Raw genomic sequence first — 14,310 nt, 5'->3', positions numbered from 1 at the left:
CGTCAGCTCCTCTTCAGTTTAGGATCGAGAGCATCACGCAGGCCATCACCGATCAAGTTGATTGCCAGCACTGTGGTTAAAATCGCAATACCCGGGAAAGTTACAACCCATGGCGCACGCAGGATGAACTCGCGAGATTCAGCAAGCATTGTGCCCCATTCCGGCTGAGGTGGCTGAGCACCCATACCGAGGAAGCCCAGAGCCGCTGCATCAAGGATCGCGGTGGAGAAGGAAAGCGCTGCCTGCACGATGAGTGGAGCCATACAGTTTGGCAGCACAGTCACGAACATCAGACGCAGAGTACCAACACCGGAAACACGCGCGGCCATCACATACTCACGGCTCATTTCGGACATCACTGATGCTCGGGTGAGACGCACATAGTATGGCTGCTGCACAATCGCGATCGCGATCATCGCGTTGAGGAGCGATGGGCCGAGAATAGCAACAAGCACCAAGGCCAGCAGCAAGGACGGAAATGCCAGAATGATGTCCATGATACGCATGATGATGGTATCAACCCAACCACCAAACGTACCGGCCACCAGACCGAGACACACACCAACAACAAGCGCAACAGATACAACCACCACACCAATGAAGAGCGAGAACTGGCTGCCGTAAATCAGGCGAGACAGCAGGTCACGACCCACAGCATCTGTGCCAAGAACGTAAGACCAGCTTCCACCTTCCTGCCATGCTGGTGGCAGGAGCAGCGCATCGCGGTACTGTTCGATTGGTGAATGAGGTGCAATAAAAGCTGCTCCCACAGCAATCACAACAAGCGTCAGGAAGAAGATCAGACCCGCAACAGCCCCTTTGTTGGTGCGGAAATGTCTCCAGAAATTGACGATAAGTTCAAACCGGGTATCCGGTCCGGAATTTTGTGTCACGTCAGCCATGATTTACTCCGTATGCCGAATTTTCGGATTAACCAGACCGTACATCAGGTCCACAATCAGGTTCACGATCATGACGATTGCAGCAATCATCAAAAGACCGCCCTGCACAACCGGGTAGTCACGACGGAAAATACTATCAACCATCCACTTGCCGATTCCCGGCCAGGAGAAGATGCTCTCTGTCAGGATTGCGCCGCCAAACAGCACGCCGATCTGCAAACCAATAATGGTGATGACCGGAATAAGCGCATTCCGCAGAGCATGAATGCCGACCACACGGAAGTTGGAGAGACCCTTTGCACGTGCAGTACGCACATAATCTTCATCCAGAACTTCCAACATGGCAGAGCGCGTCTGACGCGCAATAACTGCCAGTGGAATAGTGCCCAGAACGACGGTTGGGAGAATCAGATGGCTTACAGCCGAGATGAATGCACCAGGCTCATCTGAGAGCAATGTGTCGATCAACATGAAGCCTGTAACAGGCTCAATCCAGTACAACAGAGAGATACGACCTGAAACAGGTGTCCACCCCAAAATGCCGGAGAAGAAGATGATCAGCAGCAGGCCCCACCAGAAGATTGGCATGGAATAACCGGCCAACGCTGTTGTCATAACAGTATGGTCCAGTGCCTTACCGCGCTTTACAGCTGCGATAATACCAGCAGGAAGCCCGACGACGATTGCAAACAGAATTGCACAGAGGCCAAGCTCAACCGTTGCCGGGAAGAGCGTCATAAACTCCTGAAGAACAGGCTGTTTTGTGACAATAGATACGCCAAGATCGCCTTGAACCAAATTGCCCAAGTAAGTGAAATACTGTTGCCAGATCGGTTCATTGTAGCCGAACTGCACCATAAGTTCTTGATAGCGTTCAGGGCTCACACCGCGTTCGCCAGCCAAAAGCAGAATTGGATCGCCTGGCAGCAGGCGAATGAAGAAGAACGAGGTCAGAGTAACCCCGATAAAGGTCGGGATGAGCAAACCCAGTTTTTTTAATATGAGACGAAGCATACTTCAGTCACACCAATCAGAGGATTGTTTATCCGCAAGCCACCACTTGCGGTATGGAAGACTTTTCCAAAAAAGTATCCCGGCGAATACATCGCCGGGATACAAATTGTCCAGCGGAAAATTATTTCTACTTCAGATCTACGCCATAGAAGTAATGGCCACCAAACGGATCAATCTTGTAGTTTTCAACACGAACACTGATCGGCTCAGAGACAAGAGAGTGCGCAATAGTTGCCCAAGGCGCCTCACGTTTGAATACTACCTGAGCTTCCTCATAAAGTCTTGTGCGTTCATCTACGTCAGATACCTGTTTGGCTTGTACAACAAGATCATTAAATTCATCATTACACCACTGCGCACGGTTGGAACCGCCCACTGCATCGCAAGACATCAGCACTGCAAGGAAGTTGTCCGGGTCACCATTGTCACCAGTCCAACCCAGCAGAACTGCGCCGTCACGATTGATGTCAGAAGAACGCTTAAGGTACTCACCCCACTCGTAGCTGACGATCTCGACTTTAACACCGATTTTCGCGAAGTCTGCCTGAAGGACTTCAGCCATACGACGTGCATTCGGGTTGTATGGACGCTGAACAGGCATCGCCCAGATCTTCATTGTCAGATCTTTGACGCCCTCTGCTTCCAAGGCTGCCTTTGCCGCTGCCGGATCATATGGGTCATCAACGATTTCGTTGTTGTAAGACCACATTGTTGGCGGGATCGGGTTTTTCGCGATCTGGCCTACACCCTGGAACACAGCATCCAGAATTGCCTGCTTGTTGATAGCCATGTTCAGCGCTTTACGCACTTTTGGATTATCAAACGGTGCCTGCTGGGTGTTGTAGGCCATGTAGCCAACATTCAGACCTTCCTGCTGCAGAAGGGTGACGTTTGGATCTTTGGACATTGCATCCAGGTCAGCCGGGTTTGGATATGCCATCACCTGACATTCACCTGCAGCAAGCTTTTGATAGCGCACAGATGCATCTGGTGTGATTGCAAAGACCAGATTGTCGAGTGGCGCTTTGCCATTCCAGTAATCAGGGTTTGCTTTATAGCGGATCAGAGCGTCTTTCTGGTAGCCAACGAGCTGGAAAGGACCGGTACCAACTGGCTTCTGATCAAAGGTGTCCTTGCTGTTCACCATTGAGTCTGCATATTCAGCAGACTGGATGGAGGCGAAGTCCATTGCAAGGTTCGCAATCATTGGTGCTTCTGGACGGGTCAGCTTGAATTTGACGGTGTAGTCGTCAATCTTTTCAATGCTGTCGATCAGGTCAGGCATGTCCATGGCGTTAAAGTACTCGTAGGTACCGCCAGATACGTTATGATATGGGTTTTCTTTGTTGCCCTGACGGTCGAATGAGAAGATCACGTCATCGGCATTGAAATCACGGGTTGGTGTGAACCACTTTGTGTCGTGGAATTTTACACCCTTGCGAAGGTGGAAGGTGTATTCCTTGCCATCCTCAGAAACTTCCCAGCTTTCAGCCAGTGCCGGAGCAACTTCGGTTGTGCCAGGCTTGAACTCCACCAGCTTGTTGTAGATCTGACGCGAGCTTGCATCAAATGTGGTGCCTGCGGTGTACAGAGACGGTGTAAAGCCTTCCGGAGATCCTTCAGAACAGTACACGAGAGTTTTTGCCATTACAGGGCCAGCCACAACTGCTGCTGCGAACAGGCTACCACCAAGCAAGAGGCTTTTTTTCAAGGACATTGGTATTCTCATTCCGTTTTATTGCTTGTTCCAGTTGTTCTTCAACACTGCTTATTGCTGCAGTTTATTCAGGGATTTTGGCTTTGAGAGACTACTCCGGCAACGGAAGGATGGAAGGCCGTCTTCTCCACATAAAGATGCATGACGCGGTTTCCCTGCGAGATACAGTCTTCAGGTTTTTCGATTTCGGCTTGCACGTAATTCCGCGACGAGATTACCCACTCATAGCTCAAACCAAATCAACGACATCGCACAATCATATGCGATTAATTCTTCGATGGTCGATTTTAGAACATTAAGTTTCGTTTCTGACTTCGGAAATAATTAAAAATTTCAGAAGCACTGTCTAATCGGTACGACTACCTAGAACTGCATCCTCAGGTTGTTTTATTCCTTCTTACTTACCTGAAATTACATAGGTATTCTTACCATATATTTGCGGTGTCGTAATTATACTTTAGAATCGAATTTGATTATTTAAACAGTTTTTACACAATACTATCAGTAGCTTATACGAGTTTAGGCCTGCAGATACGCGTATTGCGTGTCACACAAGCCTATTATCTAACTGGTTTTGGAGTGTTTTTATTCTTCTGAAAGCTTAGCCATACATTCGTCATGTATGGACTGGATTTCGGAGATCGTGACTTCCAGCGCTTCTTTTCTCGCGCTCAGCTCCTTCAGCACTTCCCCGGTTCTAGATCCAAGGTACTCAAGCTGCTGGCGGTGCCCTTCCCCGTGCTGACCATAAAGGTCCAGGAAGTGTTTGATCTCGGAAAGAGAGGAACCAATCGCCTTACCGCGCAAGATCAACGCCAGGCGCGCTCTGTCTTTGCGGTTATAGATACGCACACCATTGACGCGCTGAGGTGAGATCAGACCCTTACTCTCATAAAACCGGATGGATCGGGTAGAGATCTCAAACTCTTCAGCCAGATCGCCAATTCCAAAAAGTTCCTGATCGGCGTGACCCGTTTCTTTTTCCGCTTCCGCGAGAGGGTTCAGCGTTTCTTCTCTTCTCTCAGACATGCATCCCCCTAACATTGAAGAACTTGATTGACGTTACCTAACGTCGCCGTAAAGCATTACCATAACGGCGACACTATATCACCAAATTGTCATTGCGTTTACGGCTTCTCGTTTTCTTCCTAATCTTTACCTATAGGATAACCATCAGAAATCAACACAAATTGCAATTAGCCAGATAGGTAATATTGCGAGATATCGATAGCGCCTTGTAAAAAAGAACGGGATAAACCCACAAGAGATGCCATAGAACATCCGTATCCTGCGTGTTTTTGAATTTTTATTGCGCTGCCGCATTCCCCAGACTTGACAAGTTTGAGGTTTTGGAAGACCCCTGCCCCTACGACGCCTACTGAAGCAACTTGCCTTTGGCTTAGGTCATTTCAGTTATTTGTATGCGTATCCTCTTTTGCGAACCGATTGGCTCTTCAAGGAGATACGCTCTAGGATAAGTTATGAGTAAGAGTCTTGAGGAACGGGTCGACGAACTGGAAATGCATATCGCACACCAGAACGAAACGATCGAAACACTCAATGATGTGGTCTCCAATCAGGCACAGGTTCTCGACCGACTCGTCTCAGCAATGGGACAGATGAAGGACCACCTGCTTGATATTCAGGATCTGGTTGAACAAACACCTGCAAACCAGAAACCTCCACATTACTGAGCAAACAGGCTTTTCCTATACTAAGAGGAAACTATTTTCCTGCTGAACATCAGCAAAGATAGGTATACTCAGGTAAGGGGAAACCTGATATTAAGAGATGACAGGTCTGCTGTGCTTGAACGCAGGCCCTTTTTTCGTGGATCACTCAACGTTACGAGAGTGAACAATACAATTTTCTGTTCCGCCGCCTATAAGGGCTGCCACTGCTGTCCTTTTTTGAACAGCACCTGAGAACAAAAAAGCCTGGATGAGAAAGAAACCCAATGGCTATTGAGCAGATACTGGCGACCCATAAAAAGGAGAGCCTTGCCGATAAAGCTTATCGTCTGATTGAAGAGCTGATCGTCAACCTTGACCTTGCGCCTGGCATGGCGCTGACTGAAGGTGACCTTTGCGAACGGACCGGCATCGGCCGGACTCCAGTGCGCGAGGCCATCAAACGCCTTTCAACCGAAGGGCTGATCGTTATTCGCCCGCGCAAAGGCCTGTTTGTTTCTGAGATTGAGACTTCCGAGTACGTTCTGGTTCTGGAAACCAGAAAGCCTTTGGAGCAGCTCCTCGTCGCTTCCGCCGTGAAGCGTGCGACCGCAGAAGAGCGCGAAGCTCTGCACCAGTGTGCTGAAGAAATCCTTGCGCAGGCCCGTGCAGGCGATGTGAAGGGCTACCTGCGTGCAGATAAGGTTTTTGATGAAGTGCTCTGTGCCGTCTCTCGGAACCCGTTTACAGCTCGCGCTGTGGCTCCGCTACAGACTATGAGCCGCCGGGCCTGGAGTGCTTTCCGCGGTGCTGAAAAGCTCGAAGATTCTGCTATTCGCCACCATAAGCTTGCTGAAGCTTTGGCAAACAACGATGCAGAGAAGGCAGAAGCGGCAGCTGTCGAGATGATGGACCATCTGACCAACTTTGCAGTCAAGCAAGCTGAAAAGACTGGCGACAACGCTTAGGTTCAGAGATCTCAATCAATAAGCAAAAAGCGGAGCCTGTGCTCCGCTTTTTTATTGCTCAGTTTTTGGCATTTTAAAGGTATCGATCCGGGCGTTGCGCCCGCTTGCCCCGAGCAGAACCAAATATGGTTGATCTGTTTGAATTACCGGTCGCTTTGCACCGTAAATGCCTGAGAGCCGCAAACGCACCTCACCGTGAGGTGTCATTCCTGTAACCATCCCCGCAGACATCTGAGAGAGCTTAATAGGGGCGTAAAGGATCTCGTAGGAGGGAGGGGCAGCTCCAGGGCGCATGACGACCACAGCGTTGGCTCTGATATCACGCCCCTCATCCTGTACGTCGACCACTCCAACAGCTCGGTGCAAAATTTTATACTGGCAATTCATCTAGATAATCATCGTCGTCGATACATTATGAAGCCGCTGCCTGTTTGGCAGCATTTTCAACAATGTTGTCCCTCAAACTCGCAGGCACATGGAATGTAAAGTCCTGAATGAGGACGTCCTGCACGATATCTGTCGCGAAGCGTTCGTTGACGCGGTCACGGACCTCGTCGGTCAACTCCTTCAGGTCAGATTTTTTCAGCTGGGCGAACTCTTTGTCAGCCTTGCTGTAAATGATACGGAAAGCTTCATCGACGATGAACGCATGAGGTGGAACCGCCAGCTTTGCAAGCAGTTCACTATCAACCGTGAACACAAACTGCGCCACAATATAACCGTGGATCTTGCCATCTTCGAGTACTGGAACGTTGATGGTCGGTGTGCTTTGATAATCCAGTCCTTCCAAATGCGCATTCTTTTGCAGCATCGGATCAAAGTCGGTCTTGTACAGAGCTGTAAAGTAGGCTGCACCGACGGTGACGAGACAGATCCAAACTCCGGTTACGAGAACTTTCAACATACGTTTTTACCAGCTTCCAACCAGAGATTCATAGGTGCCATCAGAGTCATGATCCTTCATCACTTGCGACAGGAGACCAGATACTTCTTTGACAGCATTGAGCTGGGTCGACAGCAGCTTCATATTAACTGCAAGCTTTTCCTGAAGTTCCTGAAGCCGGACAACGATCTCGCTTGGCAAATTTTCAGGGCCAACTGCCTTGCCCGCCATATCAAGATCAAGCATCGCGCGGCCTTTGAGATAGGCGCTCTCTTCAAGATCAATGTCACCCTTGCCGATAAGAGCTTCATTTTCAGTCGACAGCAGCTTGTCTACACGTCCGATACTTTTTGAAAGAGCAATGTAGTCTTCCGGCAAGATGTAAGCGTCGGTGTCATCAAGCTGCCCAGTATCCTGAACCACTGGTTTTTCATCATGTAAAACCAGTTCCTTGTGCTCACTGTCGATCATCTCAGACATTTATGCCTCTTGCTTTGGGAGAGTTGGACGAATGGTATCTGGCAAGAGCATTTCTGCCAGACCAAGAGAACCTGTTTTGGCGAGTTGGTTTGCGAGCTGCTCCGCCATCAAGCCTTTCCACATGGTGCCTGCTGTCCCGCCGCCATAGACGTTTTCAGTCTCCTTTGGCAGCATGGATTTTACGAAGGTCTGCAAGACAGCACTTTCCAGCTTCTCACCGAGATCAGCTGTCTCAAGCTTCTTGGAGTAGCGGTTGGCCATTGATTTTAAGCTCTCAACGCCCTCCTGCCCTCTTGCCTGAACCGTGCCGGATGCATTGTCAGCTTCCGCCATAAACCTGGAAAAGCTACTTAAGGCCCATGATGGCTCAGAGACGGGCAAATCCTTTGAAACGACGGCGGGAGCCTTAAGAGAGCGCGTGGCAGCTCTGACCTCAAAAGGGTCGGCTTGATTTATTACGTCCAGAACAAGATCGCTGACAGGCTGAATGGCCATGAGCACTCCCACTAGTCAAAAGAAGGGCATATATAATTGGAAAGACCCTAATTTCTCAGACTTATCTGGGCCTGACCTTCTTAGGCGCCGCCTGTAGCTCGGCGATTTCCTGAAGCTGCTTTTTCTCTTCGGTCCGGTGATAAGACACCAGAGCTTTGCCATGATGCTTTTCAGTCATGGAGGTCTGCCTCTTCTGATCAAGCAACTTGCCGAGCAACTCGCCCTTGTGCTTTTCCTTCAGAGACTTATTTCTGTTGTTGGTCTCCAGACGCCTGGAGATCGCCCGGTTCATCACTTCACGCAACTCCCCTTCATGACGTCCCCAGTGGCTGACCAACTCCTCGCTCTCTTCGTCGCACCTTTGAATTTCGCTATCAAGAACCGCGATGTCGTACTTGATCATCTGCTCTTTTTGTTCCTGAACCTTCAAAATGCGCCGGAGGCGTGTGATGCGTGCTTTATCCATGGCTTTACTGCAATACCAACCAATCGCCGAGCCCAGCATAGAACAGGCGCAACAGCTCAGTTATGATCTGCCAGAGGATGAAAAGCCCTCCCATCATAACAACAGGTAGCGCAACAAAATAGACTGGCATCTGAGGCATCAATCTGTTGGTGAGGCCCAAGGTCAGGTTCACAACAACACCGTAGATCAAAAACGGACTTGTAATACGCAATGCAAGCAACAGGCCTTGCATGAGCTTGGTTGAAAACTGATCTACCGCGGCAGCTGGAACAAACTCTCCCCCGACTGGAATTGTTTTATAGCTCTCGGCAAGTCCGACAAAGACATCAGCGTGCGCACCGGTAATAAACAGCATGGCAGTTGCGGTGAGCGTAACCAAAGATGCCAATGGTGGCAGTTGCTGAAATTCTTCGACAATAGCGACAGGCTGGTTGAAGCTGGAGGCATTCGCCGCCGCACCAATCATCATCTGAAGCATTCCGAAGAAGGCTCGTCCGAATGCTGCGATCAACAGTCCGATCAACAGTTCAACAAAAATGATGCGCAGCAACTCATCCAAAGGCGCAGCTGAGATGATCGGCTCAACCACCTCCAATATGAGAGGAGAGATCGCCAGGGTTGCAGATATTGCTATAAACAAGCGAACACGGATCATCACACGTGGCGACGAAAAACCCGGCATGGCCATGAGGCATGCTCCGACGCGGCAAAAGACCACGAAGACACTTAGGATTGCCTCAGGAGCATTTTCCAAGGTCACGAAATTGATCCCAATGCCTCGATATCAACGCCGCGGGCCACTTCCATATGAGAGAGAATTGGCAGTGCGGGGAACATACGTTCAGTGATCATGCGCACGTACTGACGTGCTTCCGGAGCAACGACGACAGCAAATCGCTGACCTGAAGAGATATGCTCGCGAATAACTTCAGCGCTGTCTTTTGCGAATTCTTCAACCTGCGAAGGCTCCATATCGAACTCAATGACTTCACCATTTGCGTCGCGGCGAAGTGCCTGATGGAATGCAAGGTCCCAGCGGTTCCCCAGACGGAGCACTTTGAGGCTCCCATCTCCGGCAATATCACCACAAATTTGTGTCGCCATGCGAATGCGCACGTGATCAGCAATTTGCTCAGGTCTGCGTGCATGAGGTGCGATCTCCGCAATCGCTTCCATGATCAATGACAGATTTCGAATGGAGATACGCTCTGCAAGCAGCAGCTTAAGCACGGCCTGCAAGCCAGAGTATGAGATATGTTGCGGGCAGATATCATCGATCAGGCGTGTGTAAGCCGGATCAAGGCGATCTAACAGCTTGCGCATATCCTTATAGGAGAGAAGCTGTGACAGGTTGTTTCTGATCACTTCAGACAGATGTGTCAGCACAACTGAAAGGTTATCTACGGTCGTATAACCTTGACGTTTTACTTCATGCTCAAAAGCGGTCGGGATCCACATAGCCTGCATACCAAACGCAGGTTCGCGGGTTTCGGTTCCCGGAAGAGCTGGCAGCTCCCGATTGCCACCGATCACCATCAGTTCACCAACTTTGATGTTCTCAGAAGCGACAATCGTACCGTGGATACGGAACTCGTAACTCTTCGGCTCCAGATTGAGGTTATCCGTAACCTTGATCTCCGGAACCACAAATCCGTATTGCTCAGCAAACTTCTTACGCATCTTGTTGATGCGGTTTCCAATTTCAGGCTTTGCTGCCAAAAGACGGGCCGTGAGCTGCTTGCCAAGACGCATCTCAATTTCAGAAAGTTCAAGACTGTCCTTCACGGACTCTTTCTTGACTTCCTTCTGCATCTCAACTTTTTGCAGCTCGGCTTTAGCAAGTTCGGCTTGAGCCTCTTGCACCCTTTTGGGAATAATATAGGCAGCAAATCCAAAGATGCCCCCCAGGACCACAAAGGGCAGGAATGGGAGGCCTGGAAGTAGCGACAGTAACAATAGCAGGAGTGACGCGACAGCGAGCGCGCGCGGATACCCTGCCAGCTGCCCCATTACAGCTTGCTCAGCTGACCCTCTGGTCCCACCTTTCGAGACAAGAAGACCTGCTGCAAGAGACACGATCAGCGCCGGAATCTGTGAAACAAGACCATCACCAACAGACAGTTTCGTGAAAACGTCGGCAGCTTCAGCTAAGTCCATGTTGTAGCGTGTAACGCCAATAACGATACCACCCAAAATATTCACAACGGTGATGATCAATCCAGCGACAGCATCACCGCGCACGAACTTCGAGGCGCCGTCCATGGCACCAAAGAAGGAGCTTTCCTCTTCCAGCTCTGCACGTCTGTGCTGCGCTTCCTTGTCATCAATCATACCAGCAGACAGATCGGCATCAATAGCCATCTGCTTGCCGGGAATACCATCAAGGGTAAAACGTGCACCAACTTCCGCGATACGACTTGCACCTTTGGTGATCACCAAAAAGTTCACCGTTACAAGGATCGCAAAGACGATGAGGCCGATGACAAAGTCACCGCTCATGACAAACTGAGAAAAGCCGTTGATCACATACCCAGCGGCGAGCGGACCTTCATGGCCGTTTGCCAGAATAACGCGCGTTGTCGCAATGTTCAGCGCAAGCCGAAGCATGGTCGCGATCAACAAAATGGTTGGGAATGAGGAAAACTCTAAGGGACGCTGGATCCAGAGCGAAACCATCAGGATCAAAACCGATAATGCAACTGATATTGCAAGGCCGAAATCGATCATAAACGTTGGCATGGGAAGAAATAGCACAGACAGAATGAAGATAATTCCGACTGCAAATCCAATATCACGTTTGCTGTTTGGAGCAGCAATTCCCGTCACTGTCTGAGACATTCGCACCCTTCAATTCGGTATAAGCATACTGCGCTACTTAGGCCGAAACATTGGAGAAGGAAGCTTGTGTGAGGGTGGCCTGGAGGGAAATCAACGTGAGCTATCCCCTCCTTGCTTATTGCGGCAAACCTGAAAAAGCAGGTTTAAAACCCGTATTCGATGCGTCCGTAGACCATCTCGGTCAACGAGAATATCTGGGAGCCGATATACGGGCCAGTCATGGCAATTAAAATAAAAATCACAACAATCTTCGGAATGAACGTAAGTGTCATTTCCTGAATTTGTGTGAGCGCTTGAAACAGAGCGATAATCAAACCAACAAACATGGCCCCACCAACGGCGGGACCAGTTGCTGTAATCACAGTCCAAATTGCGGTACGCACAATATCGAGTGCATCTGCCTCATTCATTGCTTTATGATCTCACTTCACCATTAAGATGTAGCATCAGACTCGTCAGGAGTGTCGGTATCAGCAGGCGTGTCAGTGTCAGTCGTCGCAGCAGGTGCAGGACGAGAAATCTGGATACCAGGCACCAGAGCTACTTTTGTCCCGTCTTCCAACGTTGCAATCGAGCCATCTGTAAGGATCTGAACGGACTTGATTTTACCAGTCATGGTTTCTGTACCATCCGCATTCGGCACCTCAACCGTCGCACCGATCAGATTGTTGGCTTGATTGATGGAATTCTGCTGAAGCATGGATGTCAGATGCGAGTTTGTTTTAGTAGACTGCTCCACAGCGGAGAACTGCGCCAACTGGCCCATATACTCAGCAGTATCCAACGGATCTGTCGGATCCTGGCTCTTAAGAGACTCCATGAACAGCATTAGAAACGCATTGTAATCTAAGTAAGCTTGCTCACTGCCCTGCGGCTTGAAGACAGGTTCATTGTTTTGAGTAGTATTTGCGGAAGATACTGGATCAACACTCATGTTTTTGTCCTTTAATTCTCGCCAACTGCACGCGCAAACGGCATAACAACTGTTTCGGGCTGATCATCCTCTTGCTTTTCGGACCAGATCGCCATCTCGATCTCAAAAAGCTTCTTCAGCGTGCGAAGTGCATCAAAGTAGCGGCGTTTGTTGATTTTTGCTTCGACCATTTCAAGGCCCTCAAGAATGTCAATATTCTCTACGGCTTTGCGAATAGATGCCAATAAAAGCAGAGCTCGTTGAAGACTGTCTAACTCCGTCTTGGGATCGATCAGCGCGCTTTGAATAAAAAAGTACAACTGCCGCAGAGGTGTTGTTGTTTCTTCGAGCTGCATGACATAAGCCTCAAGAAGAAAACTCGCGTCATTTAGGAGCTTTACCGATGTTTTCTGTTCAAATGACAGAACAGCGCCATTAATAAAGACCTTCTCACCAGCTTTTAGGTGCAAACGCATTCTAAATCCTCTTACTTAACTAAGGCCATCTCTGACGAGTTCGTTTATTTCAATAAGCCCTTGAAAATCATCGGAGTTACCAGTTCGGATCAGATCTGCTTGTTTCACACACCAAATCCCAATCGAAATTAAATCAGCGCGCAATTCAGCAGGAAGTGCATTCTCTGAGTTTCCAAGATCATCAATGAGTATGCTCCACAGTCGATGCACTGAGGTCAACGCCTGAGCACCCTCACTTGAACTACTTCCGTGCTCTTTTCCGGCATGAAGCTGGGCAATTACAAGAGCAAACAACTCACGCTCCTGCCCTCTTCTATCTTCAGAAGAGTCCTCAAGCGTTTCCGCATATGACATCTGATACATTCAGTGCTCCCAAAAGTATTCTTGTTTGCTTACGCTCTTACAAATACTTCATAATATTGAGATTTTGGATTTTTGCGGTAATCGCGTACGTCGTTTCAAGCTGCGTCTGCGCCATACTCAACTCAACAGCTGCGCGATTAGGATCTACATTTTCTAAATCATTAATGCGAAGATTGAGTACATCTTTCTTAGCTTCAATATCCGTATTCGTTCGCTCTACATTGGCCTTTATTGCACCCACATTTGCCTCAAGATCGATTGCTCCACCCGTCGCCTGATTTAAGTTATCAATCGCGCGATCAGCTATCAAAACTTCAGCGTCTTTCTGAATATCCAAGCCACCGAAAACAGCAATCATCGAATAGCCTTTTGCCATCTGCTTGAATGCATCTTCATTCGCAGAGCCTGAGCCTTTTGTCGTGACACCATTACCGATTGTCGCAGTCATTGTCTCATCGGGACCAGTCGCAGAGGACCACGTTGGCGACCAGTTAGCATCGAAAATGTCATTAAAATCGCTACTATCTAAGAAGCCTTCCCAGTCCGCTGCAGACAAATCCTTAATGTCTGCAGCATCGGCATCTAAACCAATCGTCAGACCAAAGTGAGTGTTAAATGCCCCTTTGATTGCCTCTTCAGGACCCAGTGGATCTAACGGATCGGTTGGATCAGATACATGCTCAAAGTCTCGAAGCGGTGCCGTTCCCGTGTTAATTCCACCAAACACGTAAACACCGCCAACGTTAGAGTTTAGCGCGTTTGATAGTTTTCCCAGTTCCGTTCGAGCAAGACCAGAGGCTGTTTTGAGAGACTCCGAGTTCTGCTTGAGCGCAATCAGATTGGATCGGAACTCAGACCCATTTTTATGGATGTTATCCAAACCAGTTTGCATAACATCCAGCCGAGATACCAATTGATGGTTCGTATCCAACTGACTCACGAGCTGGGAATGTTCTGTACGGAACGAAGTGGTTAATCCAGTTTGTGCGCCTAACGCCAAGCCGATATCGGCATGCTTTTCTGAAGCATTTTCGATCACAGCCTTATCCAACCGGGCACGATGATCGATAAGATAATCCGTGAGGCGAAGCGAACTTGAAAGTGTTGAAACAGAATATACCATGA

At 49.1% G+C, this 14,310-nt stretch carries 18 protein-coding genes; 2 read left to right on the top strand and 16 right to left on the bottom strand.

The genetic code is table 11. The features are described from left to right. Positions 1-2: 2 nt before the first annotated feature. From PsAD46_RS14410 to PsAD46_RS14395, 4 genes are all read right to left on the bottom strand, one after another. Complete coding sequence (locus PsAD46_RS14410) at positions 3-902, bottom strand: ABC transporter permease subunit (RefSeq protein WP_063288355.1); 900 nt, start codon at positions 900-902, stop codon at positions 3-5. 3 nt (positions 903-905) lie between these two features. Beyond that, the gene (locus PsAD46_RS14405; RefSeq protein WP_063288354.1) at positions 906-1,916 is read right to left on the bottom strand and encodes an ABC transporter permease subunit; all 1,011 of its coding nucleotides are present in this window, start codon (positions 1,914-1,916) and stop codon (positions 906-908) included. Positions 1,917-2,043: 127 nt separating this feature from the next. Beyond that, positions 2,044-3,633 (bottom strand): ABC transporter substrate-binding protein, encoded by a 1,590-nt coding sequence (locus PsAD46_RS14400; RefSeq protein ID WP_275496399.1) that lies wholly within the window; start codon positions 3,631-3,633, stop codon positions 2,044-2,046. A gap of 585 nt (positions 3,634-4,218) precedes the next feature. Further along, positions 4,219-4,662 (bottom strand): MerR family DNA-binding transcriptional regulator, encoded by a 444-nt coding sequence (locus tag PsAD46_RS14395; RefSeq protein ID WP_057466043.1) that lies wholly within the window; start codon positions 4,660-4,662, stop codon positions 4,219-4,221. Positions 4,663-5,114: 452 nt separating this feature from the next. Between PsAD46_RS14395 and PsAD46_RS14390 the strand changes: the two genes are divergently transcribed. Beyond that, positions 5,115-5,327: a SlyX family protein gene (locus tag PsAD46_RS14390; RefSeq protein ID WP_057466042.1), complete on the top strand. Its 213-nt coding sequence runs from the start codon at positions 5,115-5,117 to the stop codon at positions 5,325-5,327. A gap of 263 nt (positions 5,328-5,590) precedes the next feature. Continuing rightward, positions 5,591-6,271, top strand: coding sequence for a GntR family transcriptional regulator (locus PsAD46_RS14385; protein WP_063288353.1), 681 nt, complete (start codon positions 5,591-5,593; stop codon positions 6,269-6,271). 51 nt (positions 6,272-6,322) lie between these two features. On the opposite strand, the gene PsAD46_RS14380 is transcribed toward PsAD46_RS14385, so the two are convergent. The 12 genes from PsAD46_RS14380 to PsAD46_RS14325 all read right to left on the bottom strand — a co-directional run bounded on the left by PsAD46_RS14380 (position 6,323) and on the right by PsAD46_RS14325 (position 14,308). Beyond that, complete coding sequence (locus PsAD46_RS14380) at positions 6,323-6,619, bottom strand: hypothetical protein (protein ID WP_208980746.1); 297 nt, start codon at positions 6,617-6,619, stop codon at positions 6,323-6,325. A 64-nt stretch (positions 6,620-6,683) separates the two neighbouring features. Next, on the bottom strand, positions 6,684-7,175 hold the full coding sequence (locus tag PsAD46_RS14375; RefSeq protein WP_057466040.1) for a flagellar basal body-associated FliL family protein: 492 nt from the start codon (positions 7,173-7,175) through the stop codon (positions 6,684-6,686). A gap of 6 nt (positions 7,176-7,181) precedes the next feature. Beyond that, the gene (locus PsAD46_RS14370; RefSeq protein ID WP_063293137.1) at positions 7,182-7,634 is read right to left on the bottom strand and encodes a hypothetical protein; all 453 of its coding nucleotides are present in this window, start codon (positions 7,632-7,634) and stop codon (positions 7,182-7,184) included. Then, positions 7,635-8,129: a rod-binding protein gene (locus PsAD46_RS14365; protein WP_063307198.1), complete on the bottom strand. Its 495-nt coding sequence runs from the start codon at positions 8,127-8,129 to the stop codon at positions 7,635-7,637. Between the two features lie 61 nt (positions 8,130-8,190). Continuing rightward, positions 8,191-8,595 (bottom strand): hypothetical protein, encoded by a 405-nt coding sequence (locus PsAD46_RS14360; protein ID WP_063288350.1) that lies wholly within the window; start codon positions 8,593-8,595, stop codon positions 8,191-8,193. Between the two features lie 4 nt (positions 8,596-8,599). After that, a complete protein-coding gene (locus PsAD46_RS14355) occupies positions 8,600-9,355 on the bottom strand; it encodes a flagellar biosynthetic protein FliR (RefSeq protein WP_208981851.1) in 756 nt (251 codons plus the stop codon). Continuing rightward, entirely contained in the window at positions 9,352-11,433 is a 2,082-nt protein-coding gene (flhA, locus tag PsAD46_RS14350; RefSeq protein ID WP_063293139.1) for a flagellar biosynthesis protein FlhA, read from the bottom strand. The genes PsAD46_RS14355 and flhA overlap by 4 nt, the downstream gene beginning before the upstream one ends. 143 nt (positions 11,434-11,576) lie before the next feature. Continuing rightward, the gene (fliQ, locus tag PsAD46_RS14345; protein ID WP_063288348.1) at positions 11,577-11,843 is read right to left on the bottom strand and encodes a flagellar biosynthesis protein FliQ; all 267 of its coding nucleotides are present in this window, start codon (positions 11,841-11,843) and stop codon (positions 11,577-11,579) included. A gap of 23 nt (positions 11,844-11,866) precedes the next feature. After that, entirely contained in the window at positions 11,867-12,367 is a 501-nt protein-coding gene (flgD, locus tag PsAD46_RS14340; protein ID WP_208981850.1) for a flagellar hook assembly protein FlgD, read from the bottom strand. A gap of 11 nt (positions 12,368-12,378) precedes the next feature. Next, complete coding sequence (locus PsAD46_RS14335; RefSeq protein ID WP_063293140.1) at positions 12,379-12,822, bottom strand: flagellar biosynthesis repressor FlbT; 444 nt, start codon at positions 12,820-12,822, stop codon at positions 12,379-12,381. 15 nt (positions 12,823-12,837) lie between these two features. Beyond that, entirely contained in the window at positions 12,838-13,185 is a 348-nt protein-coding gene (gene flaF / locus PsAD46_RS14330; protein ID WP_063293141.1) for a flagellar biosynthesis regulator FlaF, read from the bottom strand. A gap of 37 nt (positions 13,186-13,222) precedes the next feature. Next, complete coding sequence (locus PsAD46_RS14325) at positions 13,223-14,308, bottom strand: flagellar hook-associated family protein (protein WP_063293142.1); 1,086 nt, start codon at positions 14,306-14,308, stop codon at positions 13,223-13,225. Positions 14,309-14,310: the final 2 nt, after the last annotated feature.

It is taken from the genome of Pseudovibrio sp. Ad46, assembly GCF_001623065.1.
Lineage (GTDB): Bacteria > Pseudomonadota > Alphaproteobacteria > Rhizobiales > Stappiaceae > Pseudovibrio.
Note: the sequence above shows the minus strand (reverse complement) of the source record. Positions and strands in the feature narration are given on the sequence as shown.

Excerpts from the sequence above, each read along its gene's own strand:
- PsAD46_RS14335 (WP_063293140.1), bottom strand. The coding sequence starts at position 12,822 with ATGCGTTTGCACCTAAAAGCTGGTGAGAAGGTCTTTATTAATGGCGCT.
- flaF (WP_063293141.1), bottom strand. The coding sequence starts at position 13,185 with ATGTATCAGATGTCATATGCGGAAACGCTTGAGGACTCTTCTGAAGAT.
- PsAD46_RS14365 (WP_063307198.1), bottom strand. The coding sequence starts at position 8,129 with ATGGCCATTCAGCCTGTCAGCGATCTTGTTCTGGACGTAATAAATCAA.
- PsAD46_RS14400 (WP_275496399.1), bottom strand. The coding sequence starts at position 3,633 with ATGTCCTTGAAAAAAAGCCTCTTGCTTGGTGGTAGCCTGTTCGCAGCA.
- flgD (WP_208981850.1), bottom strand. The coding sequence starts at position 12,367 with ATGAGTGTTGATCCAGTATCTTCCGCAAATACTACTCAAAACAATGAA.
- PsAD46_RS14360 (WP_063288350.1), bottom strand. The coding sequence starts at position 8,595 with ATGGATAAAGCACGCATCACACGCCTCCGGCGCATTTTGAAGGTTCAG.
- PsAD46_RS14385 (WP_063288353.1), top strand. The coding sequence starts at position 5,591 with ATGGCTATTGAGCAGATACTGGCGACCCATAAAAAGGAGAGCCTTGCC.
- PsAD46_RS14325 (WP_063293142.1), bottom strand. The coding sequence starts at position 14,308 with ATGGTATATTCTGTTTCAACACTTTCAAGTTCGCTTCGCCTCACGGAT.
- PsAD46_RS14370 (WP_063293137.1), bottom strand. The coding sequence starts at position 7,634 with ATGTCTGAGATGATCGACAGTGAGCACAAGGAACTGGTTTTACATGAT.
- PsAD46_RS14405 (WP_063288354.1), bottom strand. The coding sequence starts at position 1,916 with ATGCTTCGTCTCATATTAAAAAAACTGGGTTTGCTCATCCCGACCTTT.
- PsAD46_RS14390 (WP_057466042.1), top strand. The coding sequence starts at position 5,115 with ATGAGTAAGAGTCTTGAGGAACGGGTCGACGAACTGGAAATGCATATC.
- flhA (WP_063293139.1), bottom strand. The coding sequence starts at position 11,433 with ATGTCTCAGACAGTGACGGGAATTGCTGCTCCAAACAGCAAACGTGAT.
- PsAD46_RS14395 (WP_057466043.1), bottom strand. The coding sequence starts at position 4,662 with ATGTCTGAGAGAAGAGAAGAAACGCTGAACCCTCTCGCGGAAGCGGAA.
- PsAD46_RS14410 (WP_063288355.1), bottom strand. The coding sequence starts at position 902 with ATGGCTGACGTGACACAAAATTCCGGACCGGATACCCGGTTTGAACTT.
- PsAD46_RS14375 (WP_057466040.1), bottom strand. The coding sequence starts at position 7,175 with ATGTTGAAAGTTCTCGTAACCGGAGTTTGGATCTGTCTCGTCACCGTC.
- fliQ (WP_063288348.1), bottom strand. The coding sequence starts at position 11,843 with ATGAATGAGGCAGATGCACTCGATATTGTGCGTACCGCAATTTGGACT.